Source organism: Nocardioides sp. Soil_C_8, from assembly GCF_057656315.1.
This window is the reverse complement of the sequence record NZ_JBDGKQ010000004.1, coordinates 194,134-218,404: the sequence shown is the minus strand read 5'-3', so window position 1 is coordinate 218,404 and position 24,271 is coordinate 194,134. Positions and strand designations below refer to the sequence as shown.

28 protein-coding genes are annotated in these 24,271 nt (G+C 73.9%); 6 read left to right on the top strand and 22 right to left on the bottom strand.

The window, feature by feature from the left end; all coding sequences use genetic code 11:
• Positions 1–17: 17 nt before the first annotated feature.
• The 3 genes from AC3A3L_RS18050 to AC3A3L_RS18040 all read left to right on the top strand — a co-directional run bounded on the left by AC3A3L_RS18050 (position 18) and on the right by AC3A3L_RS18040 (position 1,347).
• Positions 18–494: a DUF6325 family protein gene (locus AC3A3L_RS18050; protein WP_487641427.1), complete on the top strand. Its 477-nt coding sequence runs from the start codon at positions 18–20 to the stop codon at positions 492–494.
• A gap of 24 nt (positions 495–518) precedes the next feature.
• On the top strand, positions 519–824 hold the full coding sequence (locus tag AC3A3L_RS18045; protein WP_487641426.1) for an SHOCT domain-containing protein: 306 nt from the start codon (positions 519–521) through the stop codon (positions 822–824).
• Positions 825–987: 163 nt separating this feature from the next.
• A complete protein-coding gene (locus tag AC3A3L_RS18040) occupies positions 988–1,347 on the top strand; it encodes a hypothetical protein (protein ID WP_487641425.1) in 360 nt (119 codons plus the stop codon).
• Positions 1,348–1,369: 22 nt separating this feature from the next.
• Here AC3A3L_RS18040 and AC3A3L_RS18035 read toward each other — a convergent pair whose 3' ends face one another.
• The 3 genes from AC3A3L_RS18035 to AC3A3L_RS18025 form a co-directional block, all read right to left on the bottom strand.
• Positions 1,370–1,804, bottom strand: coding sequence for a DUF7144 family membrane protein (locus AC3A3L_RS18035; RefSeq protein WP_487641424.1), 435 nt, complete (start codon positions 1,802–1,804; stop codon positions 1,370–1,372).
• A gap of 88 nt (positions 1,805–1,892) precedes the next feature.
• Positions 1,893–2,420 carry a DUF1269 domain-containing protein gene (locus AC3A3L_RS18030; protein WP_487641423.1) on the bottom strand — a complete coding sequence of 176 codons (528 nt, stop codon included), beginning with the start codon at positions 2,418–2,420 and terminating at the stop codon, positions 1,893–1,895.
• 10 nt (positions 2,421–2,430) lie between these two features.
• Positions 2,431–3,294, bottom strand: a complete 864-nt coding sequence (locus AC3A3L_RS18025; protein ID WP_487641422.1) for a class II glutamine amidotransferase — start codon at positions 3,292–3,294, stop codon at positions 2,431–2,433.
• A gap of 149 nt (positions 3,295–3,443) precedes the next feature.
• On the opposite strand from AC3A3L_RS18025, the gene AC3A3L_RS18020 reads away from it, so the two are divergent.
• A complete protein-coding gene (locus AC3A3L_RS18020; protein ID WP_487641421.1) occupies positions 3,444–3,992 on the top strand; it encodes a hypothetical protein in 549 nt (182 codons plus the stop codon).
• Between the two features lie 10 nt (positions 3,993–4,002).
• Here the strand turns inward: AC3A3L_RS18020 and AC3A3L_RS18015 are convergent, their stop codons facing one another.
• The 3 genes from AC3A3L_RS18015 to AC3A3L_RS18005 form a co-directional block, all read right to left on the bottom strand.
• Positions 4,003–5,121: an aminopeptidase P family protein gene (locus tag AC3A3L_RS18015; RefSeq protein WP_487641420.1), complete on the bottom strand. Its 1,119-nt coding sequence runs from the start codon at positions 5,119–5,121 to the stop codon at positions 4,003–4,005.
• Entirely contained in the window at positions 5,118–6,611 is a 1,494-nt protein-coding gene (locus AC3A3L_RS18010) for an MFS transporter (protein WP_487641419.1), read from the bottom strand. The genes AC3A3L_RS18015 and AC3A3L_RS18010 overlap by 4 nt, the downstream gene beginning before the upstream one ends.
• Before the next feature lie 118 nt (positions 6,612–6,729).
• Positions 6,730–7,299 carry an ion channel gene (locus tag AC3A3L_RS18005; RefSeq protein WP_487641418.1) on the bottom strand — a complete coding sequence of 190 codons (570 nt, stop codon included), beginning with the start codon at positions 7,297–7,299 and terminating at the stop codon, positions 6,730–6,732.
• 112 nt (positions 7,300–7,411) lie between these two features.
• On the opposite strand from AC3A3L_RS18005, the gene AC3A3L_RS18000 reads away from it, so the two are divergent.
• Positions 7,412–7,561 (top strand): hypothetical protein, encoded by a 150-nt coding sequence (locus tag AC3A3L_RS18000; RefSeq protein WP_487641417.1) that lies wholly within the window; start codon positions 7,412–7,414, stop codon positions 7,559–7,561.
• Here AC3A3L_RS18000 and AC3A3L_RS17995 read toward each other — a convergent pair.
• The 16 genes from AC3A3L_RS17995 to AC3A3L_RS17920 form a co-directional block, all read right to left on the bottom strand.
• The gene (locus AC3A3L_RS17995) at positions 7,549–9,654 is read right to left on the bottom strand and encodes a SpoIIE family protein phosphatase (protein ID WP_487641416.1); all 2,106 of its coding nucleotides are present in this window, start codon (positions 9,652–9,654) and stop codon (positions 7,549–7,551) included. The two genes, AC3A3L_RS18000 and AC3A3L_RS17995, sit on opposite strands and share 13 nt — an antisense overlap.
• A gap of 105 nt (positions 9,655–9,759) precedes the next feature.
• Positions 9,760–10,398, bottom strand: a complete 639-nt coding sequence (gene idi / locus AC3A3L_RS17990; RefSeq protein WP_487641415.1) for an isopentenyl-diphosphate Delta-isomerase — start codon at positions 10,396–10,398, stop codon at positions 9,760–9,762.
• Complete coding sequence (locus tag AC3A3L_RS17985; RefSeq protein WP_487641414.1) at positions 10,395–11,435, bottom strand: NAD(P)/FAD-dependent oxidoreductase; 1,041 nt, start codon at positions 11,433–11,435, stop codon at positions 10,395–10,397. Before AC3A3L_RS17985 ends, idi begins: the two co-directional genes overlap by 4 nt.
• Entirely contained in the window at positions 11,428–11,988 is a 561-nt protein-coding gene (locus AC3A3L_RS17980) for an isoprenylcysteine carboxyl methyltransferase family protein (RefSeq protein WP_487641413.1), read from the bottom strand. Before AC3A3L_RS17980 ends, AC3A3L_RS17985 begins: the two co-directional genes overlap by 8 nt.
• The gene (locus tag AC3A3L_RS17975; protein WP_487641412.1) at positions 11,985–13,049 is read right to left on the bottom strand and encodes a type III polyketide synthase; all 1,065 of its coding nucleotides are present in this window, start codon (positions 13,047–13,049) and stop codon (positions 11,985–11,987) included. The genes AC3A3L_RS17980 and AC3A3L_RS17975 overlap by 4 nt, the downstream gene beginning before the upstream one ends.
• 1 nt (position 13,050) lies before the next feature.
• Positions 13,051–14,262: a geranylgeranyl reductase family protein gene (locus AC3A3L_RS17970; protein ID WP_487641411.1), complete on the bottom strand. Its 1,212-nt coding sequence runs from the start codon at positions 14,260–14,262 to the stop codon at positions 13,051–13,053.
• Complete coding sequence (locus AC3A3L_RS17965; RefSeq protein WP_487641410.1) at positions 14,259–15,110, bottom strand: UbiA family prenyltransferase; 852 nt, start codon at positions 15,108–15,110, stop codon at positions 14,259–14,261. The genes AC3A3L_RS17970 and AC3A3L_RS17965 overlap by 4 nt, the downstream gene beginning before the upstream one ends.
• The gene (locus AC3A3L_RS17960; protein ID WP_487641409.1) at positions 15,107–15,970 is read right to left on the bottom strand and encodes a phosphatase PAP2 family protein; all 864 of its coding nucleotides are present in this window, start codon (positions 15,968–15,970) and stop codon (positions 15,107–15,109) included. Before AC3A3L_RS17960 ends, AC3A3L_RS17965 begins: the two co-directional genes overlap by 4 nt.
• The gene (locus AC3A3L_RS17955; protein WP_487641408.1) at positions 15,970–16,470 is read right to left on the bottom strand and encodes a glycosyl-4,4'-diaponeurosporenoate acyltransferase CrtO family protein; all 501 of its coding nucleotides are present in this window, start codon (positions 16,468–16,470) and stop codon (positions 15,970–15,972) included. The genes AC3A3L_RS17960 and AC3A3L_RS17955 overlap by 1 nt, the downstream gene beginning before the upstream one ends.
• Positions 16,470–17,651 carry a glycosyltransferase family 2 protein gene (locus AC3A3L_RS17950; protein WP_487641407.1) on the bottom strand — a complete coding sequence of 394 codons (1,182 nt, stop codon included), beginning with the start codon at positions 17,649–17,651 and terminating at the stop codon, positions 16,470–16,472. The genes AC3A3L_RS17955 and AC3A3L_RS17950 overlap by 1 nt, the downstream gene beginning before the upstream one ends.
• On the bottom strand, positions 17,648–19,051 hold the full coding sequence (locus AC3A3L_RS17945; protein ID WP_487641406.1) for a cytochrome P450: 1,404 nt from the start codon (positions 19,049–19,051) through the stop codon (positions 17,648–17,650). Before AC3A3L_RS17945 ends, AC3A3L_RS17950 begins: the two co-directional genes overlap by 4 nt.
• Positions 19,048–19,395 carry a lycopene cyclase domain-containing protein gene (locus AC3A3L_RS17940; RefSeq protein ID WP_487641405.1) on the bottom strand — a complete coding sequence of 116 codons (348 nt, stop codon included), beginning with the start codon at positions 19,393–19,395 and terminating at the stop codon, positions 19,048–19,050. Before AC3A3L_RS17940 ends, AC3A3L_RS17945 begins: the two co-directional genes overlap by 4 nt.
• Positions 19,392–19,757 (bottom strand): lycopene cyclase domain-containing protein, encoded by a 366-nt coding sequence (locus AC3A3L_RS17935; RefSeq protein ID WP_487641404.1) that lies wholly within the window; start codon positions 19,755–19,757, stop codon positions 19,392–19,394. The genes AC3A3L_RS17940 and AC3A3L_RS17935 overlap by 4 nt, the downstream gene beginning before the upstream one ends.
• A gap of 7 nt (positions 19,758–19,764) precedes the next feature.
• Positions 19,765–21,387: a phytoene desaturase family protein gene (gene crtI, locus AC3A3L_RS17930; protein WP_487641403.1), complete on the bottom strand. Its 1,623-nt coding sequence runs from the start codon at positions 21,385–21,387 to the stop codon at positions 19,765–19,767.
• Positions 21,384–22,268, bottom strand: coding sequence for a phytoene/squalene synthase family protein (locus AC3A3L_RS17925; RefSeq protein ID WP_487641402.1), 885 nt, complete (start codon positions 22,266–22,268; stop codon positions 21,384–21,386). Before AC3A3L_RS17925 ends, crtI begins: the two co-directional genes overlap by 4 nt.
• A complete protein-coding gene (locus AC3A3L_RS17920; RefSeq protein ID WP_487641401.1) occupies positions 22,265–23,308 on the bottom strand; it encodes a polyprenyl synthetase family protein in 1,044 nt (347 codons plus the stop codon). Before AC3A3L_RS17920 ends, AC3A3L_RS17925 begins: the two co-directional genes overlap by 4 nt.
• Before the next feature lie 42 nt (positions 23,309–23,350).
• On the opposite strand from AC3A3L_RS17920, the gene AC3A3L_RS17915 reads away from it, so the two are divergent.
• Positions 23,351–24,241, top strand: coding sequence for a DICT sensory domain-containing protein (locus AC3A3L_RS17915; RefSeq protein ID WP_487641400.1), 891 nt, complete (start codon positions 23,351–23,353; stop codon positions 24,239–24,241).
• The last annotated feature ends 30 nt before the right edge of the window (positions 24,242–24,271 follow it).

Here is a 24,271-nt window from a genome sequence, read left to right as displayed (position 1 = left end):
GACAGCAGGAGGAGAGCATGACCAACGACCTCGAGCAGGAGACCGGCGACGACCTCGACCTCATGGGTCCGATCGACTACATCGTGGTCGAGTTCCCCGGCAGCAGGATGACGGGGGAGGGCTTCCCGATCCTGCTCGACCTCGTCGACCGCGGGCTCATCCGCATCCTGGACCTCGCCTTCGTCACCAAGGACGAGGACGGGACGATCCACGCGATCGACATCAGCGACGTCGACGGCGACGGCGAGCTCGACCTGACGGTGTTCGAGGGCGCCTCGTCGGGGCTGCTCGACGAAGGGGACCTCGACGACGCGGGCAGCGCGCTCGAGGCGGGCAGCTCTGCCGGGATCCTCGTCTACGAGAACGTCTGGGCCGCGCCCTTCGCCCGTGCCGTCCGGCAGGGCGGCGGCCAGCTGGTGGCCAGCGGCCGCATCCCGGTGCAGGCGATGCTGGCCGCCGTCGACGCAGCCGAAGCCGCCGCCGCCCAGGTCTGATCCACGAGAGAACAGGAACACGTCATGCCAGGTCTTCTCCGCGGTGTCGCACGCACCGCCGTCGTCGCCGGTACCGCCACGGCCGTGTCCAACCGCGTCTCGCGCAGGCAGGCGGGCAGGTGGGCGGCCCAGGAGCAGCAGCAGTACGGACAGGAGCAGTACGCCGCCCCACCGCCCCAGCAGTACGCCGCGCCCCCCGCCCAGGCTCCCGACCAACCGGGCATGGACGACAAGCTGGCGCAGCTGAAGGAGCTCGGGGAGCTGAAGGCGGCCGGCGTGCTGAACGACCTCGAGTTCGAGCAGCAGAAGAACCGCATCCTCAACGCCTGACGCCCACGCGACCACGGGGTGCGCTCGTCCCCTCGTCGCGTCGCCGCGTGGAACCCGGGCCCGTGGGTACTGGTCCGGGGCACCCCCCTGCGTGACTGCGCGAGCCCTCGCGCGTTGGAGGTGTGCGCGGGACGGACCCGCGGGTCCTGAGCGAGGCGGCACCATGAACGCGCTGTGGAACTACCGGTCATCGGTCTGGGACTACCGCGAGTCCACGTGGACCCTTGACAGCGACCTCGTCGGCTACGCGGTCGAGGCCACCGACGGCCACCTCGGCACCGTCGTGCGCGCCTCCAGCTCGCCCGAGGCGGCCTACCTGGTGGTCGACGCCGTCCCCACCGGAGCGGGGCGGCGCGTGGTACCGGCGCTTGTGGTGACCTCGATCCGGCACCACGACCGGGCGATCCGCATCGACCTCACCGGCCTCCAGCTCCTGGCTGCGCCGGCCCTGGAGGACGAGCACCTGGACGACGTCGCGCGCGCGGAGCACGACCACTACTTCAGCAGCCTGGGGGACGGATGACCGTCCGGCGCCCGGTCGAGCGCTAGTCGCGCTCGTCGTCGAAGTGGACGGTGACGGCGTAGATCACCAGGACGTCGAGCAGGATCAGCAGGCCGTACCAGACGGGCGCAGCCGAGAGGAACATCAGGTTCGTCACGGCGCTGAGCGAGGCGACCACGATGGTGGCGGGCCTGCTCCAGGGCCTGCGGTAGAAGAGCGCGACCCCGGTGAGGAAGGCGAAGACGCCGAGCGCGATGTGGGCGATGCCCCAGCCCCGGTAGCTCTGGAACAGGATCAGGTCGGAGGCGTCCACCTCGTAGACCCTGTTCTCCAGCAGGGCGATGAACCCCCCCAGGGCGTGGAAGCCACCCAGCAGCAGCAGCATGATGGACGCGAAGCCCAGCATCCCGGTCCACAGCGGGGAGGCCGGTGCCTCGTCCGGTTCCTGACGGTGCGGGCGGGTGGTGTCGCTGGTCATGGTGCTCCTCCTCGTCCGGGTGCCGTCCGGCTCAGGCTGGCACCACATTGGTGCTGGGGGTTCACCCGGCGTGGGTGACGTCGCGTGGTCACGAATCGGTGGGCCCGCGGCTGCGCGTGAGCTCGTCCATCGCCTCGACCATGGCCGCCGGTGCGTCCTCGGAGAGCTCGGCGTGCATCAGCACGACGTCGCCTCGCCGGAGCTCGCGCTCCATCGCGGGGCGTACCTCGTCGAGGTCGCCGTCGCTCGACAGCACGAGGAGGGCGGACGATCCGGGCGTCAGCTGCGAGCCGAGCTCCTCGACGAACTCCTCGTCGATGCCGGACCGGCGCAGGCGCGCGGACACCCCCGCGACGCCTGCCCCGATCGCGGCCCCTGCCGCCGGAGCCAGCACGAGCAGGCCCACCAGGCCGCCCAGGACGGATCCCTTGCCGACGCTCGAGGCGGTCGGGTGCTTCACGTGGCCGATCACCGGCTCGTCCGCCCGCGGCATCCACGCGATCGTGATGGCGTCGTGCACCGTGAGCACCTTCCGCTCCGCCAGGGCCTTGAGGCGCACGGCGCCGGCATCGGCCCCGAAGGGGGTGTCGTAGCGCCAGACCGTCAGGGCCGTCATCGCGGCCGCCTCACAGCGCCGCCGGGCTGGAGCCCGCCGGCGCGTCCGCCCGGACCGGCGCGAAGGGGTGCAGCTGCTCGCGGCCCCCCTCGATCACGAGGCAGGTCGACTCGGGCACCTCCCGCCAGGCGCCTTCGAGGCTGCCCAACGGCTCGGACACGATCAGGCGTGCGTCGTCCGACACCCGCTGGAGGGTGGGGTTGTCCGGGTGCTGGAGACGGAGGGTGCGGACGTCGGCGTTGTGGAACAACGATCGGGACCGGCCCTCGGTGGAGTAGCGGAACGCCCACGTGACCTCGCCATTTGTCGTGGCCACCGTCATCTGGATCGGGTGCGGCACGCCGTGCCGTCGTCCCGTCTCCTCGATGAGTCCGACGGCCCGCGCCACCGCCGCCGGCGGGTCCTGCTCGAGCCCGAAGGTGAGGGCGAGGAAGAAGAACAGCTCCGAGTCCGTCGACCCCTCGATGTGGGGGAACAGCGAGGGCTCCACCGCCAGCGTCAGGTCGCGCTTGACCGAGGCGAAGTCGGCGATCGACCCGTTGTGCATCCACAGCCAGCGCCCGTGCCGGAAGGGGTGGCAGTTGGTCTGCTGCACGGCCGTGCCGGTCGTCGCCCGGATGTGCGCGAACACCCGGCCCGCGGACGCGTGGCCCGAGATCTCGCGGAGGTTGCGGTCGCTCCAGGCGGGCTCGGTGCTGTGGTAGATGCCGGGCTCCTCCTGGGCGCCGTACCAGCCGACCCCGAAGCCGTCGCCGTTGACGGCCTCGACCCCGAGCCGCGAGTGCATGCTCTGCACCACCAGGGAGTTCTCCGGTGCGAAGAGCAGGTCCGCGATGAGCACCGGCGAACCCGAGTAGGCGAGCCAACGACACATGGCACCGTTCCTTCCGTTCACGGGCGGCCACCCCATTCCACGCGCGCGACGTGGTCGGCGGCTCACCCGTGCAAGGTGAGGTCGGGCGGCGACGGCGGGCCGTAGCGTCTGACGGACGCCTGGCAGCACGCGCATCAGCGGGAGGGTCGATGCCTGAACCGGAGTCCACCCGCGCCGGGCCTGCCGACAGCGACGCGACCTACGGTCATCGCCGCCGGGCAGCGGACACCCTGGCCCGCCGTGACCCGGGTGGCATCCTGTACGGCGCCGTGATCACGGCGGGCTCCCTGGCCGCGGTGAGTGCCAACCTCTCGCACGCCCACCGGGTCGCGCTCAGCGTCGCTGCGGTAGTCGCCGTCTACTGGCTGGCCCACGTCTACACGGAGTCCCAGGAGATGCTCTTCGAGGGGGACCGGCGCCCGCTCTTCCGCCGCACGCCCCATGCCGCTGCCCGGGAGGTCTCCATCCTCTGGGGTGCCATGCCGGCCCTCGCCGTCTACCTCCTGCTCGACGTGCTCGGGCTGTCCTCCAGCGGCGCGGCTTACTGGGCGCTGTGGTTCTCCGTGGGCTTCCTCGCCGTGATCGGCTACCTCGGCGCCCACCGGGCGGGCATCGGTGGCTGGCGGCTCCTGCTCGAGTCGGCCGGCGCGGCCTCGCTGGGCGTCCTCGCGGTGCTGGGCAAGCTCTTCCTGCACTGAGCAGGCGCCGTCAGCCGACCAGTTGCAGGGAGTGGTCCGTGTTGTTGAGCCGTCGCCCCGCGGTGTCGGTGACCGTGACGATGTCCTCGATGCGGACGCCGAACCGGCCGGCGAGGTAGACGCCGGGCTCCACGGAGAAGCACATGCCCGGGACCATGGGCTGCTCCTCGCCCTCGATCATGTACGGCGGCTCGTGCGTCGTGGTGCCGATCCCGTGGCCGGTGCGGTGGATGAACTGCTCGCCGTACCCGGCATCGGTGATCACCGCGCGGGCGGCCCGGTCGACCTCCTGGCACGCGACGCCGGACCGTACGGCGTCCACGCCGGCCTGCTGCGCGAGCCGCACGACCTCGTGCACCTCGCGGACCAGGTCGGTCGGCTCACCGACGCACACCGTGCGGCTGGTGTCCGACCCGTAGCCGGACATGAGCCCGCCGAAGTCGAGCACCACGCAGTCGCCGACCTCGATCGTCCGGTCGCCGGCCTCGTGGTGCGGGTTGGCGCCGTTGGGCCCCGACCCCACGACGGTGAAGTCGACCTGCTCGTGACCGTGCTCGCGCAGCAGGTCGGCGAGGTCCGCGGCCACGTCGGTCTCCTTCCGGCCCGAGAACCGCACGCCGAGGATCCGCTCGTACGTCGCGTCCGCCGCCGCGCCCGCCGCCTCGAGGCGGGCGAGCTCGTTGGCGTCCTTGACCGCGCGCAGCATCGGCAGCCGCGTCGTCATCGCGTCGTACGACGTGCGGGGCAGGGCTGTCTGGAGGGCCAGCAGGTGCATCGCCCACGCGTTGTCCGAGATCGCGTAGCGACCGTCGGGACGCAGCAGCGCGCCGGCCGCGGCGTAGGGGTCGGCGCCGTCGAGCCAGTCGACGACGGTCGTCGCGGCGGTCCCCTCGGCCCGCTCGGCGTCCGGCCGCTCCAGCGTCGGCACCAGCAGCGTCGGGTCGCGGTCGGCGGTGAGGAACAGCATCGTCAGCCGCTCCGTGATCGCGGTCGGCTGGTAGCCGGTCAGCCAGACCAGGTCGGGGCCCGGCGTGACCAGCACGCCGTCGACCCCGGCCGCCCGGCCGTCGACCACCACCCGCGCCATGCGGGCGGCGTAGTCGTCCCGGGTGAAGGGGACAGCACTCATGACGCGCTCCCGGAAGCGGTGGTGGGGATGGTGTGCAGGTGGGCGGCCGCGGAGGCGGCGGCGTCGCGAGCGGTGCCCTCGGCAGCCTTGTGCCGCCGGATCGCGACCACCGCCAGGAGGACGCCGAGCGCGCTGATCACGGCCATCAGCCACGAGGCGGCCCCCAGCCCCGAGGCCAGGGCGTCGCCCGCGCTCGCGCCGTCGTCGAGCTGGTTGCTGTCGACGGTGGCGTAGATCGTGGCGCACAGGGCGGTCGCGACGGCGGCTCCGACGTAGCGCGCCATGTTGGAGACACCGGATGCCCCGCCGACCTGCTCCTGCGGGACGGAGGCGGTCGCTGCGGACGACGCAGGCCCGTTGGAGAGGCCCATGCCGACCGCGATCGCCAGGATCGGGAGCAGGAAGGCGGTGTACGCCCACGACGAGTCGGTGAGGCCGATCCACGCGAAGCCGACCGTCATCAGGATGAAGCCCACGCCGATCACCTGGCGACCGCCGAGCCGGTTGGCCAGCCTGGGCACGAGCGGGGCGACGACGACCAGGCCGACGGTCGCCGGCAGGGTGGCGATGCCGGCCTCGAGCGGGCTGAAGCCGAGTGCCGCGGGGTTCTGGAAGTAGAGGCTCAGCAGGTACATCAGCCCGTTGATCGTGCCGGCCCCGATGAGGATCGCCAGGGTCGCGCCGACCAGGATCCGGTTGCGCAGCAGCGCGAGGTCGAGCAGCGGCACCGCGACCCGCTTCTCGGTCATGACGAAGAGGAAGCCGGCGACGACCGACGCGGCGAAGCAGCCGAGCGTCGCAGCGGACAGCCACCCCCAGTCGCCGCTCTTCGTGAACCCGTAGATCAGCGGCACGAGCGTGAGCGCGATCAGCACGGTGCCGAGGTAGTCGATCGACCGTGGCCGCGCCTCGTCGCGCGACTCCTCGACCGTCGAGAAGGTCAGCAGCATGCAGACGACGGCGACCCCGGCGTCGATCCAGAAGAGACCCTGCCAGCCGGTGACGTCCACGAGCACGCCGCCGAGCAACGGGCCGGCCGCCGCGCCGACGGCGGCGGCGGCGCCCCACAGCGACACGAACTTGAGCCGTTGGTCCCCGGACGTCGCCACCGTCAGCAGGCTGAGCCCGCAGGCGAGGATCGTCGAGCCGGCGGCTCCCTGGATCACCCGCCCGGCGATCACCATGCCGCCGGACTCTGCCAGCGCGATCAGCACGCACGAGACCACGAAGAGTGCCAGGCCGAGCTGGAAGACCAGCTTGCGCCCGAACACGTCACCCAGCGAGCCGGACGTGATGATCACCGCGGCACCGACGAGCGAGTAGCCGGTCACGGCCCACTGCAGCGTCTCGACACCCATGCCGGTGTCCTCGGAGATCGCGGGGAGCAGGATGCTCACCGCCGAGGTGTTCGCGTTGACCACCAGGGTGGAGATGCAGGTGGCTGCGAGCACCCCGCTGGCCTTGGTCGTGCTCGTGGCCACGTCGCTCATCCAGCATCCTCCCGGTCACAGCCCCGTCCCACCGGCTCCCGGCCGACGGTACGGGCGGGTCCGCGGCACTGCCCTCACCCGTCGTGGGCGATAGGCGACGGTGGTCGGTGGGGGTGGTTCAGCCGAGGGGATGGTCGCGGTCCCCGAGGTCGGGCCGACCTCCGCGACGGGCGATGCCGCGTCGCGCCGCCGAGGTGAGCAGCCTGATGCCCAGCCCCAGCACCACCAGGTTGAGCAGCATCTGCGCGGTCACGAGCAGCAGCATGGCGTCGCTCTTCGCCACGATGTCCCCGAAGCCGACGGTGGCGAAGACCGTGACCGTGAAGTAGAGGGCGGAGACGTGGTCGAGGCTGCGCGAGAAGCCTGACGGGTCGTCGAGGCTGTTCACCAGGTAGATCCGGGCGAAGATCAGCAGGTACAGCGGGACCAGCACGGCGAGGGCCTCGATCGCGCGCAGGATGGGGTGCCTCGACCGGATGATGGCGGGCACCTGCGCCCCGACCACGGCGGCGAACACCCCCAGCTGCAGGACCAGCCACAACACCGGGGAGCCTTCGTCCGAGCGTCCCGCCGGCAGCAGGAAGTACGCCGCGAACAGCACGGACACCGTCAGCGTCACCCGGGAGAGCACGAGGAGGCCGAACGACCACCTCTGTCGTCGGGTGACCGACGGCCACGCCTGGCTCATGCTGCGCACCATCCGGCATGTGTGGCCGGGTCGACCTCCCCCGAGGGGGGTGATCGGGTGCGTGCCGGGGATCGAGCGGCATGGGCCGTCCGGCCCCGGGGTACGGCACGTCATGGACGATCGTGAGCGCCCGACCACCGACCAGCCCCTCAACGCGCCCGGGCCGCGGCCCAAGGTCACGCCGTTCCTGGCGGTGATCGGGATGATCCTGCTGATCGCGGCGATCTTCGTCGTGATCAGCCTGCTGCGCTACAACACCTGAGTCTCGGGAGCCCACCTGACGACGAGCAGCGCGACGTCGTCCTCCTGCTCCTCGCTGGTCATGGCGCCCAGCAGCCGGTCGCAGAGGTGGTCGAGGTCGGGGGTGGCAGGACCGACCTCGGCGAGGAGGTGCTCCAGCGCCTCGATGCCGTCCTCGATGTCGCGGTCACGGCGCTCGACGAGACCGTCGGTGTAGAGCACGAGCGTCGCGCCCGCCTCGAGCGCGACGACCCCCTCGTGGCGGGCGGCGGCCGGGTCGAAGCCCAGCAGCAGGTCGTTGGCGTCGGCGTCCGCGAGCCGCGTGACGACCCCGCGGTGGTCGACGAGCAACGCCGGCGGGTGGCCGGCGTGCGACCAGCGCAGCAGGACCTGCGGCGAGCCCGTGCCCGCAGTGTGCACCTGCTCGAAGCGGGCCACGACCGCGGTCGCGGTGGTCTCGAGCTGCAGCGACTGCATGACGGTGTCGAGGCCGGACAGGATCGCGGCGGGGGCGTCGCCGCTGTGCACGGCGATGCCGCGCAGCAGGCCGCGCACCTGTCCCATGGCAGCAGCCGCCTCGACGTCGTGGCCCACGACGTCGCCCACGACGACCACGATGTCGGGTGTCGCGGCTGCGGCGTCGCCCTGGAGGAACGCGTCGTACCAGTCCCCGCCGATGCGGGCCGCCTCGCCGGCGGGCGTGTAGCGGGTCGCGACCTGCAGGCCCCGGCGGGCGGGCGGTGCAGTGAGCATGCTCCGCTGCAGCGCCTCCGACACGTCGCGCTGCGACTCGTAGAGGCGCGCGTTGTCGAGTGCCAGCGCCGCGCGGGCGCCGATGTCCTCGAGCAGGGCGACGTCGTCGGTGGTGAACGGCGTGCGGTGGATGTCGCGGAAGGCACTGACCACGCCGACCGTGCGGCCGCGGGCCCGCAGCGGGACGACCGCGGCGGAGAAGGGCGCCAGCCGGCGGAGCAGGTCACGGGCCGTGCCGGGCTCGAGGACGGCTGCCACCGACTCGGCGGCAGAGGACTCCATGAGCACGGGTGTCATCTCGCGGATGGCCTGGGCGAGGTAGGAGCTGTCGGTCATCGCGCGGAGCCGCCGGGCCGCGTAGTCGCGCAGGACACCTTCCATCTCGGGGTCGCGGTGCGACCACCCGAGGTCGCGCAGCCCGCGCCGCCAGTCGGTCGCGTGCGGGTCCTCGACGAGGGTCACCAGGCACCAGTCCGCCAGCTCGGGCACCAACCGGGTGGCCAGTCGGCTGACGCCCTCGGTGGGGTCGAGCGTCGCCGTGAGGGCCTCCGACACCGACGCCAGCAGTGCGAGGCGGTGGGCCGAGCGGTCCAGCGCCTCCTGGGCGTCGCGGCGGGAGGTGATGTCGACGAAGTAGACGGCCAGGCCCTCGGGCGACGGCCAGGCCCGCACCTCGTACCAGGCGTCGAGCGGCGGCGGGTACCAGGCCTCGAAGGTCACCGGCTCGCCCGACGCGACGGCGCCACGGTAGTGGTCCTCGAAGGCGCTGCCCACGGCGGCGGGGAACGCCTCCCAGATGCTGGCGCCGATGAGGTGCACGCGCGTCGCGCCCAGCAGCCGCTCGGCCTCGGAGTTGACGTAGGTGAAGCGCCACTCGTGGTCGAGCTGGAAGAAGGCCGACGACATCGACTCGAGCACGCGTCCCACGCGGGCCTCGCCCTCGCGGACGTGGGTGGTGTCGTACGCCGCCCCGACCAGGCGGACGGGGGGTCCGTCGGGCTGGTCGGCGAACGCGTGGCCACGTGCCTCGATCCACCGCAGCGTCCCGTCGGGCAGGACCACCCGGTACTCCGCGTCGTAGTCGCCGCACGTGGCGATGGCGCGCTGGAGGGCATCCGAGACGCGGCCGACGTCGTCGGGGTGCACGCAGCGGTTGAAGGCCTCGATCGTCCCGCCGAAGTTCTCCTCGTCGAGGCCGAACAGCTCGTGGAGCCGCTCGTCCCACCGGAGCTCGCCGGTCACCAGGTCCCAGACGAAGGCCCCCACGCCGGCGGCGTCGACGGCGAGCCGCCACGCGAGGCGGTCGCTCTCCGCGTCGAGGACGGACCGGGAGGTCGGCGGCGGGGTGTCGTCGTCGGTCACAGGTCCTTCTCATGCCAGCTCATGCCAGGTCGGCGGCCCACGGTCCTCGAGGCACGCGCACAGCGTGTCACAGCGTGGGCCCTGCCGCGGCCGAACGGCGGAACCTCAGGGCCGGGCGTCGACGGCCCTCGCCGCGGGCGGGAGGTCGGCGACGTCGGCCGGGACCGCCGACGCCGGGTCGGCCGGCAGCTGCGCGACCTGCTCGCGGCACCAGACCGACACCGGGCGGCTGCCGTCGAGCACCGCGGCGCGGAACGACTGCCACGGTTCCCACCGTGCGTCGTCGACCTCGTCGGGGTCGGGGGAGACGTCCGCGGCGGCACCGACGGGGACCGAGCCGACGAACACCGGGCACATCTCGTTCTCCACGACGCCGTCCTGCTCGGCGCGGTAGCGGAAGCGCGGCAGCACGAGCCGCAGGTCGGTGACCGTGGTGCCGAGCTCCTGCTCGACACGCCGGCGCACGGCGTCCGCGAGCGGCTCGCCCGGAGCGGGGTGGCCGCAGCAGCTGTTGGTCCACACCCCCGGGAAGGTGCGCTTGTGCAGGGCCCGGCGGGTCACCAGCACGTTGCCTGCGTCGTCGAAGAGGTAGCAGGAGAACGCCAGGTGCAGCGGGGTGTCGGCGTGGTGGACGCCCGCCTTGTCGGCCGTGCCGACGGACTGCCCGCCCTCGTCGAGCAGCACCACCAGCTCGGGCGCAGCGTTCTGGGTCAGGCTGTTGAAGGTGGTGTCGGGCGTGGTCATGCGGGCCTCCCCACGGGTCGGGCGAGCTGGTTGACGGCGGTGTCGAAGAGCCACGGCAGCCTGGACGCGGCCGGGACGAGGTTCCTGCGGACGCCGGCGTGGGCGGTGGCGCGCAGGAGGGCGTGCGTGAGGAGCTCGTGCCGCAGGCCGAGTCGGCCGGCGAGCCGGTCGTAGCGGTCGGTGCTGCCCTCGGCGATGCACGCGACGGCGACGCGCGCCTGGGCCAGGCCGAGGGCGATGCCCTCGCCCGTGAGGGCGTCGACGTAGCCGGCGGCGTCGCCCACCAGCAGCACCCGCCCGGCCGACCGCGAGCGCGCGCGCTGCCGCAGCGGTCCGGCGCCCATCACCCGCGTGCGCGGACCCGTGAGCCGCTGCTGGAGCAGCGGGAAGTCGTCGATCAGCTCCTCGAAGCGCGACCCGGCCTCGCCGAGGACGGCCACGCCGACGAGGTCGTCGTCGACCGGTGTCACGTAGGCCTCGGCGCGCGGCGACCAGTGCACCTCGACGTACGGCGACCACGGAGCCTGCTGCACGTGGCAGCGCAGGCCGAACCGGCGCCGGCCGGCGACCGGGGCGTCGAGACCGACCAGGCGCCGCACGGGGGAGTGCAGGCCGTCGGCGGCGAGGAGGTGGCGGGCCGGCTCGCCGTCGACGAGCAGGTGGTCGCCCGCGTCGTCGACACGGGCCACCGGCCGGGGGTCGACCTCGATCCCGGCGGCGGAGACCTGCTCGGCAAGCGCGTCGTGCAGCACGGTGCGACGCACCCCGCGTCCCGGCCCACGCGCGAACCTGGCCGTCGCGCCGCGCCGGTCGGTGCTCCCGTCCAGGTAGCGGATGCCTCTCAGCTCGCGGCCGCGCGGGTGCACGTCGAGGGCGGCCAGCTCGGCGACCGCTCCGGGCATCAGTCCCTCCCCGCACGCCTTGTCGATCGGCCCGCTGCGGGGCTCGCGCACCACGACCGACAGCCCGGCGCGGTGCGCGTGCAGCGCCGCGGCGAGGCCCACCGGGCCGCCGCCGGCCACCAGGAGGTCACGCACCGGCGGCCTCCGTCCGCGGACCGGCGACGTCGGCACGGGGGAGGGTGGCCAGCGCCGCGTCCTCCACCCGGATGCGTACGACGAGCAGGGCGGCGTTCAGGACCGTGAAGACCAGCGCGGTGATCCAGGCGGCGTGCACCAGCGGCAGCGCGATCCCCTCGACCACGACGGCCACGTAGTTGGGATGGCGGAGGAACCGGTAGGGGCCCGACGTCACGGGTGGCATCCCCGGCACCACGATCACGCGCGTGTTCCAGCGCGGCCCGAGGGTGGCGATGCACCACCAGCGCAGGGCCTGCGACGCCACGACGAGCGCGAGCATCGACCACGCGAGGGCGGACGGGACCTGCGGCTGCCGGATCCACGCCTCGGCCAGCGCGCCGACGAGCAGGCCGGTGTGCAGCACCACCATGGCCGGGAAGTGGCCGAGCCCGTGCTCGACGCCGCCGCGCTCGCGGCTCCACCGGGCGTTGCGGGTCGAGACGACGAGCTCGGCGACCCGCTCCAGCCCGACGAGCGCCACCAGGACGGTGAACGCGACGAGCCCGGTCACGATGCGGCCCTCAGCAGCACGAGCTCGGAGCAGAAGCCCGGGCCCATCGCCATCAGGACCCCGTGGGTGCCCGGGGCGGGCGGACGGTCGCGCAGGGTGTCCTCCAGGACGTGGAGCACCGACACCGAGGACAGGTTGCCCACCCGGGCCAGCGACTCCCAGGTCAGCCGGACCGCCTCCCGCGGCACCTCGAGGGCATCCTCCAGCGCCTCGATGACCTTGGGACCGCCGGGGTGGCACACCCACCACCCGATGTCGGCGCGGGTGAGCCCGTGGTCGGCGAGGAAGGCGTCGACGTCGCCGCGCACGAACCGACGGACGAGGGTCGGCACCTCGGCGTCGAGCACGATGCGCAGGCCGTTGCCCGTGACGTCGAAGCCCATGGTGCGCTCGCTGTCGGGGTAGAGCCTGCTGCGCGAGTCGAGGACCTCGACCGGGCCCGGACGACCGGACCGGCCGGACTCGCCGACCGCCACGACGGCTGCGGCGCCGTCGCCGAAGAGGCCGCTCGCGACGAGGTTGGGCACGGAGGCGTCGTCGCGCTGCACGGTCAGCGAGCAGAGCTCGACGGCGACCAGCACCGCCGTGTGGTCGGGATGGCCCAGCAGGTAGTCGTGGACGCGGGCGATGCCGGCCGCGCCGGCCACGCAGCCGAGCCCGACGAGCGGCATCCGGCGCACGTCCTCGCGGAGCCCCACCTGGGCGGCAATGCGTGCGTCGAGGGACGGCACCGCGAGCCCGGTGACCGTGGCGGTGACGACGAGGTCGACGTCGGACGGCGTGAGGTCGGCGGCCTTGAGGGCGTCGACGAGTGCGCGCGAGCCGAGCTCGACGGCATGCTCGATGAACAGGTCGTTGGCGTGGCCGAAGTCGCCGAGCCCGGCGTACTGGTCCAGCGGCAGGACGGTGTGGCGTCGCTCGACCCCGGCGTTGGCGTGGAAGCGCCGCAGCATCGACCGGTCGAGGCTGCGCTCGGAGATGAACTCGCCGAAGGCCTCGGTGATCTCGGCCTGGGGGTGCGAGTGGGGCGGCAGCGCGCCACGTACGGAGACGATCTTCATGTCAGCCACCTCGGGGTGTGGGGGTCGAAGTCGGGTCGGGTCGGGCGGATCGGCCCGGTCGGGCCAGGCTGCGCACGAGTCCGCCCGCCAGGCGGGCGTCGATGCGGCCGTCGCCGAGGCCGAGCTCGACGAGTGCGTCGAAGGCGTGGCGGTCGCGGCCGGCCGCGCGGATCCCGGCGTCGACGATGCGGGGTGACTGCGCCAGCCGCGAGGCCGCCCACGTGTGCCGCAGGTGGGAGCCCAGCAGCGAGCGTACGACGCGGCGGTGCTCGGCGCCCGCGTCGTGCGGCCGACCGGCGCGCACGGTCCGCGCCGCCGTGCGTCCGGCTGCGATGCCGGTCGCGACGGCGTAGTAGATGCCCTCGCCGGTCATCGGGTTGACCAGGCCGGCGGCGTCGCCGACGAGCAGGACCGGGCCGTCGGGCTGGTCCCACCGCCAGGTGCTCAACGGGAGGTGGTGGCCGCGCCAGTCGTCGCCGGTGCTGGCGGCGCCGGGCACGAGCTCCTCGAGCTGGTCGAGCAGCAGCCGGCGGCTCGGCGCACCACCGTGCCGCTCGCCGGGCAGCAGCTCCCCGTAGCCGACGTTGGCCAGCCCGTCACCGCGGTCGAACGCCCAGGCGTAGGACGGCTGGCGGCGGCTCCCGTAGCGGATGACCTGGCGTCCGGCCATCTCGGGTGTCGTCGGCGCGTAGCCGCGGATCGCGATGGCGCGCGGCTCGCGGCGCTTGCCCAGCAGCGCGGTCCGGACGAACGAGTGCGCTCCGTCAGCGCCGACCACGACGTCGGCCGACAGCTCTCCCGACACCACCGGGGTGGCCGTGCGGGTCAGCGAGGTCGCGCGGTGCGTGCGCAGGACCGCCCCGGCGGCCACCGCCCGCTCGACCAGCCGGGCGTCCAGCACCCGGCGTGGCACGACGTGCACCTCGCGACGCATCGGGCCGGCGACGGACACGCCGCCGTGGGCCAGCTCCAGGTCGCGCAGGGGTGCCCACCCGTCGACCACGTCGGCCGCGCCGACCGGCGCGAGGGCGTCGAGGACGTGGGGGGCGACGCCGTCGCCGCAGGACTTGTCACGGGGGAAGTCGCTGCGGTCGAGGAGCAGGACGCGCAGGCCGGGGTCCTCGGCCAACGCGCCCAGCGCGGTCGCGGAGCCGGCGGGGCCGGCCCCGACGACGACGAGGTCCCAGTGCTCGGTGGGCGCGTCGCGGCTCATCGCGCCACCACCAGAAGCAGGGCGTCGACCAGGGCGACGGCGACCGCTGCGACGAAGGGCCACCGGCCCGTGCCCAGGACCACCACGCCGGCCAGCACCAGCACGACCCCTGCGACCACGACGCTGGCCGCGAGCGGCGGCGCGGACCCGACGAGGACCACCGCGGTCGCTGTGACCAGCACGAGGGCGGCGACGGGCCCGATGCGGCGCGGGCCGAGGCGGTGGGGGAGGCCCCGCACGCCCGTCGCAGCGTCGTCCTCGAGGTCGGGCAGCACGTTGAGGAGGTGCGCACCGACACCGAGGAGCGCGGCCCCGACCGGCCACCACCACGGGGGCGCCTCGCCGTCGGCGAGCGTGACCACCGCGGTGAGCCCGCCGAACGACACGGCGTAGGGGACCCACGACCACAGCGTCGCCTTGAGCCCGAGGTTGTAGGCCCACGCCGAGGCGACACAGGCCAGGTGGACGAGCCCCGCGGCGGGCCCGAGCGCGAGCGACAGGACGACGCAGGCCACGACGGCCACGCAGCACGCCACCCGGACGACGGCGACCGAGCCGTCCCCGGCGGCGTCGTCCGAGGCGAGCGGCTTGTCGTCCCGCCCGGCCGCGCGGTCACGCGCGCGGTCGACGAGGTCGTTGCTCCACCCGATCGAGAGCTGGCCGGCGAGGACCGCCGCCACCAGCACGGCGGTCGTGGTCGGGGCCAGCCCCTGAGCGAGCGACAGGAGGCCCGCCAGGACGGTGACGGCGAGGGCCGGCCCGGCGTGGGCGGCGCCCGCGAGCGCCCGCACGTGCGAGTGGTGGGGCGCGCGGCCGGCGCTCACACCGGTGACGGGCCGGGTGCTCATGGCGCTCCACCCGACGCCTGCGGCTCCCGGGCGAGCCGGGCCACCAGGAGGGAGGTGCCGATGCCGGCCACCGCGACGAGCCAGCCGGCGAGCACGTCGACCACGTAGTGCTCGCCGGTGTAGACGAGGGTCAGCGCCATGGCCAGGGCGTACGCCGTTAGCAGCACGCGCGGGACGAGCGACACCGACGGCCACAGGAACAGCGCCGCCAGCAGCGCGGCACCGGCGTGCAACGACGGCATCGCGGCCACCGGGTTGCTGCCGGACTGGCCGAGCTGCACCAGCCGGCCGACCGCGTCGAGCCCGAGGTGCTCCCAGCCGAGGTGGGAGATGCGCTCGAGCGCGCCGATGTCGTCGCGCCGGGAGGCGAGCCACGGCGGCGCAGCCGGGTAGGCGAGGTAGCCGGCGATGCCGATCAGCGACATCGCGAGGACCGCGGTGAGCCACTGCCCGAACCGGTCGCGCAGGCGGAACCACACGACCGCGGTGATGAGCGGGATGGTCACGAAGTGGGTGACGTAGACGAGCGCCGCCACGACGTCGTACCAGTGCGGGGAGCCGTCGACGAGGCGGGCCTGCAGCCACACGCTGGGGACCGTCCCGAACACCGTCTCGTCGGCGCGCGCCGGACCGAGCACGTGCAGGCTCGCCCCGAGCCGGTTGGTGTCGGCGCCGTCGCCCACGCCGAGCGGCGCGGTGATCCACTGCGCCACCCAGTAGGCCACCAGGATCGCGCTGAGCGGCGACCAGGCGATCAGCAGCTGCGCGACCGGTCCGTGGCGGGAGTCCCGGGCGCCCGCGACCTCGCCGTCCCGCGCCGGGGCGGCACCGGCGCGGGAGCGCGAGGTGGCGGGGCTCATCATGTCGTGCTCCGCCGGCGGGCGACACGCGCGAGCAGGGCCTGGGTCCGGAAGCGGTTGTAGCGCTGGATAGCGATGAACGGCAGGTTGACCAGCACCCCGTAGGCACCGAGCAGGAACGCGGCCAGGGGCGGGTTCCACAGGACGAACAGCGGGCCGCACCAGAGCGCCCACCAGTGACCCAGCTCGGCGCGGCGGGTCTCGCGCACGAAGAGCTCGAGCCCCTCGGCGTCGAGCGCCGGCAGCTCGCGCTTGCTGACCCCGCCCTCGAACAGCGCGCCCGCCTCGGGCAGCCGGTCCTTCCAGCGGTGGATGCGCAACCGTCGGCGGTACCAGCGGCCATGGTCCTCGAACGACCGCTCGCGCAGCCCCCAGCCGTCGCGCGCCAGCCGCTCGTCGCCCAGCCGGTGGGCGGCGTAGCCGGTCGCGGCGTGGAAGACGCCCCACGCGACGACGTCGACCACGATGGTGGCCGTCTGCGGCATGACGAGTCGGAGCATCAGGCCACCCCCTCCCCGGAACGGCTGCCGGCGAGGGACACCTCGCGCCCGCGCCACGACACCGAGCGGCGGATGACCGTGAGGGTCAGTGAGCGGGCGAAGACGAGGTCGAAGGCGAGCAGGGGCACGGGGAACAGCGCCCAGGCCCACCAGCGGAACGACCCGGCACGGCGCAGCACCCAGCGCAGCTGCAGCGCCACGGCGGCGTAGCCGACGGCCCACAGCAGCGGGCTGCCGACCACGAGCGACCCACCCCGTCCGGCCAGCGCGACGACGAGGGACAGGACGGCGCCGACGGCGACGGCATGGTGTGCGCTGATCCACGCGACCGTGGCGGCGGTCGCCGACGGCGCGGCGTCGGCCGCCCCGGAGGCGATGTTCTTGGTCCACCCGGCCACGAGCTGGCCGAGCCCGCCGGGATAGCTGCGCATGCGTACCGCGTCGCCGCCGACAGCGCACCAGACCGGCAGCGCCGCCCGCTGGTAGGCGGCGGCGAGCGCGGCGTCGTCGAGGATGTCGGCGCGGACCGCCTCGTGCCCGCCGGCGAGGTCGTAGTCGTCGCGCGAGGTCAGCAGGCACGGCCCGAACGCCATCGGCGTGCGGGCCGCGTCGACAGCGTCGCGGCGGGTGAAGGCGGCGCTGGCCATCAGGGCGACCACGTTGAAGTAGGCCGACAGCTGCTCGTAGGGGCGTACGACGTCGTGGTGCGGCTGCACCGACACGAGGCCGCCGTGCCGGTCGTGCGCCTCGAGCAGCCCCGCGAGGGCGCCGGGCGTGAGGACGGTGTCGGCATCGAGGAAGAGCAGCAGGTCACCGGTCGTCGCCGCTGCGCCGGTGTGGCAGGCCCACGCCTTGCCGGTCCACCCGGGCGGCGGCGTGCCGGCCGGCACGACCCGGGCCCCGCCCTCCCGTGCCACGGCGGCTGTCGCGTCGCGCGACGCGTCGTCGACGACGACCACCTCGCGGACCGTCGGCACCTGCTGGGCCACCGACCGCAGCAGCGCCGGCAGCGTCTGCTCCTCGTCGCGCGCCGGGACCACCACCGACACCGCGACCTGCTCCGCAGCGGTCGTGCCGGCCGGAGGCAGGGTGCGGAGGTCGGCCACCAGGCGCTGCGCCCACACCGCGGATCCGAGGAGGACGAGGGCGAGCGCGAGGTCGACGAGGAGGGCGGTCGTCACGGGGTCGCCGTCCGTCGTACGACGAGCGGCATGCCGCCGCGGGGGTGGACGGCGACCTTCGCCTCCGCGACGGGTCGCGTCCAGCGGTCCGGGCCGCCGGGCACCTCGAGGTGGTGCTCGCGCAGCAGCTCGGCGAGCACGACGACCATCTCTCCGAGCGCGAACTCCCGTCCGATGCACAGCCGCGGTCCCTGGCCGAACGGCAGGTAGCCGGTGCGGGTGGCGCCGTCGAGGAAGCGCTCGGGACGGAACGCCTCGGGCTCGGGCCAGAGGTCGGGACGCCGGTGGACCAGCCAGGGACTGATGATGGCGAGCGTGCCGGCGGGGACGTGACGCCCGCCGACCTCGTCGTCGCGGTGCGAGCGGCGCGAGATGGCCCAGGCCGGCGGGTAGAGGCGCAGCGCCTCGTCGACGACCGCGCGCGTCCACGGCAGGCGGTCGCGGTGCCCCACGAGAGGCACCGGGTCCGGGTGGGCGTCGAGCTCGGACCGCACGCGGGCCTGCGCGTCCGGGTGCTCCGCGAGGAGCATGAGGGTCCACGCCAGCGCGGCGGCCACCGTCTCGTGGCCGGCGATGACCATGGTGACGAGCTCGTCGCGGATCTCGTCGTCGCCCATGCCGCTGTCGAGCAGCAGGCCGAGCAGGTCGTCGCCGTGGTGGGCCGTCCCGCCCGCCCGCGCGTTGCGCGTCCGTCGTTCCGCGATGATCGCGGCTGCCCCGGCGTCGAGCCGGCGGCGGGCGGAGCGGAGCCGGAGGTTGGTCCGCGTGGGCGTCCACTCGGCGCGGGGGAGGACCGACCGGCCGAGCCGGACGACCAGGTCGGCTGCCTCGCTCGTGGCTGCCAGGAGGTCGTAGGCGTGGTCGGACAGGTCGGTGCTGAAGAGCGCGCGGCCGACCGCGTCGAGGCCGATGGTGTGGGTCAGCGCGGCGACGTCGACGACCGCTCCCTCGGCGACCGCGGATGCGTGCGCGCCGCCCAGGCGAGCCTCGAGGGCGGTGCGCGCCGCCGCGCGCACCTCGGTGCCCACCGCGTCGAGGCGCTGGTGGTGGAAGGCCGGTGCGGCGAGCCGCCGGTGGTCGATCCAGCTGGGCTCCGCCGAGGCGAGCAGGCCTGGGCCGGTGACGCGCGCCAGGGCGGCGTACTGGACGGTGTCCTTGCCCCAGCTGCGCGCCGAGGTCTGCAGCACGTGCTTGACGTCGGCGGGGTCGTTGAGCAGCAGCGCGGGCGCGCCGGGCACGGGGAAGGAGACGGTGTCGCCGTAGTGCTGCGACACCTCGCCGAGGAAGGTGAGCGGGTCGGCGCGCACCGAGCGGAAGGCGCGGGCCATGTCCCACGACGTCGGTCCGGGCACGCCGACGTCGGTCGGCTGCATGGCCTGCAGGCGGGTCGCGACGCTCATCCGCTGGCCTCCTCGACGGAACCGCCGCGTCGGCGGCCCAGCCACGTCCAGGCGATGCAGCTGCCGAGCACCAGCCCGAAGCCGAACCCCAGGTCCTCCACCGGTGCGTAGAGCAGGCGGCCGTCGCCCAGGAACGCGATCCGCCCGCTGCCGATGATGGCGTCACCGGAGTAGCGCACGATGCCGCGGCCGGTCAGCCAGCCGTTGGTGAGGAGCTGGAAGAACACGATGATCGCGTAGGCGGCCCACCAGTCCCGGGTCGAGGTGAGCCGGGTGCGGACGACCCAGCGGTCCAGCACGACGGCCAGCGGCACGCACAGGACGGCGATGGTCGTGTAGGTCATGGCGAGGTCACCTCGCCATCCTCGCGGGTGCGCGGTGACCACGGGCGTACGCCGCGTCGGGCCGCGCGCACGCCCTCGAGCGTCAGCACCGACACGACCGGGATGACCACGAAGAAGCCGATCTCCTCGAGCGGCAGACCCGCGACGCGCCAGGGGAGGGTCTGGTGCTCGTCGAACCACCAGTGCCCGACGTGGGTGGCCCACAGGTCCCACAGCAGGAACGGCGTCCCGGCGAGGGCGATGGTGAGCAGCAGGCGCCGCGGCTGCCGGAGCACCTGCAGCCGGAAGGCAGGCACCAGCGGCAGCGTGCCGGCGAGGCAGAACGCCAGCATGGCGACGTACGCCCAGTGGGGGAGGCTCATGGGCGGCTCACGCCTGCACCGGCAGGCTGGACCGGTCGCCGGAGAGCCGCTTGAGCACGAGCTCGGCACTGATCAGGCACATCGGCAGGCCGACGCCGGGGACGGTGCTCGCGCCGGCGTAGAGCAGGCCGTCGACCTTGGCCGACGCGTTGCCGGGGCGCAGGAACGCGCTCTGGCGCAGGGTGTGCTCGAGGCCCAGGGCTCCTCCCCGCCACGAGTGGTAGCGGGTGGCGAAGTCCTCCGGGCCGACCGTGTGGCGCACCCGGATCCGCTCGCGCAGGTCGGGCACCCCCGCCCAGGACGCGACCTGGTCGATCGCCGCGTCGGCCGTGCGCTCGACGGTCTCGGACCCGGCGCCGTCGTCGCCGCCGCTGCCGATGGACGTGTCGGCGGGCACGGGGACGAGCACGAAGAGGTTCTCGCAGCCCTCCGGTGCGACGGAGGGGTCGGTCTCGGAGGGCTTGCAGACGTAGACGGAGGCGGGGTCGGGCACCCGTGCATCCTTGCCGAAGATGTCGCCGAAGTTCTGCCCCCAGTCGCGGGTGAAGAACAGCGAGTGGTGGGGCAGCTGCGGCAGCCGCCCCTCGACGCCGAGCATCGCGAGCACCGCACCGGGCCCGGGGGAGCGGTCGCGCCACGCCTGCTCCGGGTGGGTCTGCAGCTCAGCGGGCAGCAGCGCCGTCTCGAGGTGGTGCAGGTCGGCGGCCCCGACGACGACGTCGGCGTCGACGGTGCGCGGCCCGCCGGGGGCCTCGTGCTCGACACCGGTGACGACCGGTCGTCCGCCGCTCGGGGCGGAGGTGAGGATCCGGGTGACGGCCGCACCGGTGTGCAGGCGGGCGCCGTGCTTCTCCGCGAGGTCGGCGATGACGCGGATCAGGCGGGTGAAGCCGCCTTGCGGGTAGAGCACCCGGTCGCCGAGGTCGAGCCGGCTCATCAGGTGGTACATGCTCGGCGTGCGGCTGGGGGAGGAGCCCAGGAAGACGGCGGGGTAGCCGAGCACCTGGCGCAGCCGGTTGTCGGTGAAGGACCCGGCGACGTGGCTCTCCAGCGAGCGCGTCAGCAGCCGACCGAGGGCCGGGGTCCGGCGTACGACGTCGGGGTGCACGAAGGCCGAGGGTGAGTCGAAGCTCGTGTAGAGGAAACGGCGCAGGGCCATGTCGTAGGTGTCCTCGGCCGAGCGCAGGTAGGCGTCGAAGCGGTCCCCGGCACCCGGCTCGAGCGACTCGAACAGCGCGCGGTTGTGCGCACGGTCGGGACGCAGGTCGACCGGCTCCGGGTGGCCCTCGAAGAAGACCCGGTAGCTCGGGTCGAGCACCTCGAGGTCGAGCTCGGCCTGGGCCGTGGTGCCGAGCAGCTCGAAGAAGTGCTCGAAGACCTCGGGCATGAGGTACCACGAGGCGCCGGTGTCGAACCGGAAGCCGTCGCGCTCGACGCTGCCGACGCGACCGCCGAGGTCGTCGTTCTTCTCCAGCAGGTCGACCGAGTGCCCGCGCGAGGCGAGGAGGGCCGCGGTCGCGAGGCCGGCGATGCCGCCGCCGACCACGACCACGCGACGGGTCGCGCCGTCCGCGGCGCGGCGGGTCGTGGGCGCGAACCGGCTGAGGCGTTCGGGCAGGCGAAGGGTCACGAACGTCCTCCGCGCAGCGAGCTCGCGGCGAGTCGCAGCTTCACCGGGGTCGGGACCCGGACCCGGGTGTGCCGGATCTCCTCGGGCGATGCGGCGCGCAGCCGGTGGGCCAGCTCGGCGAAGGTCGCGTGGGCCGCCCGGACCGCCCGGCGGCTGCTCGGCGGGAGGTCGGGCACGACGGCGGCTGCCGCCCGCAGGTCCTCGTCCACGTCGTCGAGGATCCGGTCGCGGTCCGCCTCGCAGAAGGACTCGACGTCCAGGCCGGGGAAGTAGTCGCGCCGCAGGAGGTCGTGGTCGTCGGACAGGTCGCGCACGAAGTTGAGCTTCTGGAAGGCCGCGCCGAGGCTGCGCGCGCCCGGGGTGAGCCGCTCGTAGTGCGCCTCGCGGTCGGGCGGCGCGTCCGGTGCGGCCAGGAAGGCACGCAGGCACATCAGCCCCACGACCTCGGCCGAGCCGTACACGTAGCGCTCGAAGCTCTCCTGCGTGTGCGACCGGGTGTCGAGGTCGGTGCGCATCGAGGTGAAGAACGGTGTCACGATGGCGGGCTCGATGCCGACGGCGATGGCGGTGCGGGCGAACGCGTGCACCACGAGATTTCCGCTGTAGCCCGTGCGCATCGCGTGGGCGACGTCGCCCTCGAGCCAGTCGAGCATCGTGGCGCGCGCGGACCGGTCGAGCGTCGGGTCCGGGTTGTCGACGATCTCGTCGGCGACGCGCACGAGGGCGTAGACGTTGCGGACCTGGGTGCGCACCGGCTCGCCGAGTAGCCGCGAGGCCAGGCCGAACGAGCTGGAGTACTCCCGGATCACCACGGCCGAGCTGGCCTCGGACACCGAGTCGTAGAGGCTGCGGGGGGCGCTGCGACCCACGAAGAGCGTCATGCCGCGACCTCGTCGCCGTCGGCCAGCACGGCCGGCCGGACCGCGACGCCGTCGACCAGGTCGACCGGGATGCCGAGGCCGTCCAGCATGGTGCGCGCCTGCGCGAGGTGCTGCTCGGCGAGGTCCTCGACGAAGCGCCGCGACCCGCACGTGACGAGCAGGGATCTCGCCTCCTCGAGCTCGATGTCGCTGAGGTCGCGGCCGACGTAGCCGCTGACCTGGGGCCAGGCCGACGTCGTGCGGGCGTGCACCAGGAGCGGCGTCTGCTTGCGGGTGCGCAGGTCGCAGGTGGCGCTCTTGCCGGAGCGCGCCGGGTCGCCGAACACGCCGATGAGGTCGTCGGCGAGCTGGAAGGCGATGCCCATCGACCGACCCACGTCGCCGAGGCGGGCGGTCGTCGTCGCGTCGGCGCCGGCGAGCACCGCTCCCGCCTGCAGTGGGAGGGTGAACGAGTAGGCGCTGGTCTTCTGCGCCTCCATCTCCAGGCTCTGCGCGAGGGTGGCGGGCGCGAGGTCGAGGGAGTGGCGCACGTCGGCGAGCTCGCCCGCGGCCGTCCTGTGCAGCGCGGTGTCGAACAGGTCGAGCAGTCGCTCGGCGACCGGTGCCGGTGCGCCGCTCATCGCGACGGCACGGATCGCTGCGGTCAGCGCGAGGTCGCCGGCCAGGATCGCGGCGGTCAGGCCGTAGCCGGCGGCCACATCGGGGGCGGCGCCGTCGACGCCGGCCAGGGCGCGGAAGGTGCCGCTGACGTTGGGTCGTCCCCGGCGCACGTGGTCGTCGTCGATGACGTCGTCGTGGATGACGAACGCGGTGTGCAGGAGCTCGACCGCCGCACCCACCTCGGCGGCAGCGGCGGGCGAGCCACCGCCGAGGGCGTCGTGGGTGGCGACCACCAGCGCCGGGCGGAACCGCTTGCCCCCCTCGGTGGCGGTGCAGAGCGCCTCCCACAGCAGCGCGTGGTGGGCGTCGACCGCGGCCGCGCGTCGGCGCCCGTCGTCGAGGATCCGTGCCAGTGCCTCGTCCGTGGCGGTGCCGATCATGTGTGCCTCCCGCAGCTCGACCGTTCCTTGGTTGCCAAACCTATGCAACACTTCCAACCAAATCTAGGCACAGTGCGAAGGGGTGGACAAGGTTTGGGCAGAGCCACTCTCACCATCGGGGATCTGGCCCACAGGACCGGAGTACCCATTTCGACGCTCCGTAGCTGGGAGAGGCGCTACGGGTTTCCCGAGCCGCGTCGTCAGCCCGGGGGACACCGCCGCTACAGCGAGGGTGACGTCGAGGCCGTCCTGGAGGTGCTGGCGCGCCGGCGTGGCGGCCTGTCCCTGGCGGCCGCCGTGCAGCGCGCCGACGTCCCGCAGGTGCGGTCGGGGTCCGTCTTCGCCGACCTCCGACGCCTGCACCCCCTGCTCCGTCCGCAGGTCCTGTCCCGGCGCACGCTCGTGTCGATGAGCCACGCCATCGAGGACGAGTGCGCGGCCCGCGCCGCCGACCCCGTCCTCTTCGGCGGGTTCCAGCGCGAGCGGTTCCTCCGCGCGTCCTACGACCGCTGGCGCGAGCTCGCCCGCACGGCCCGGTGCACGATCGTCTTCGCCGACTTCACCGATCCCGCTCCGGTGCGTCGGGGTGCGCCGGTGGAGGTCGCGATCCCCCCGGAGTCACCGCTCAACCGTGAGTGGCTGGTCGTGTGCGACGCCGCCGACCTCCCGGCGTGCCTGGTGGCGGTGGAGCGGCCCGGCCAGCGCTCCGACCCGGCGACCCGGCGCACGTTCGAGGCCGTCTGGTCGGTCGACCCGCAGGTCGTGCGCGACGCCAGTCGGATCGCCTCCGGCCTGGCCGACGAGCTGCGCCCCGGGTGGCGCGACGCGGTGGACCTGGCGCCCCAGCCCGACCCACCCGGGGCGTCGGAGGACCTCTACCGGGCGACGCTGCTCTTCGACCGGATGGTCGCCTACATCGACGCCGCCCGATGATGTCCGGCTGGTTAGGGTCACCTAACCTGT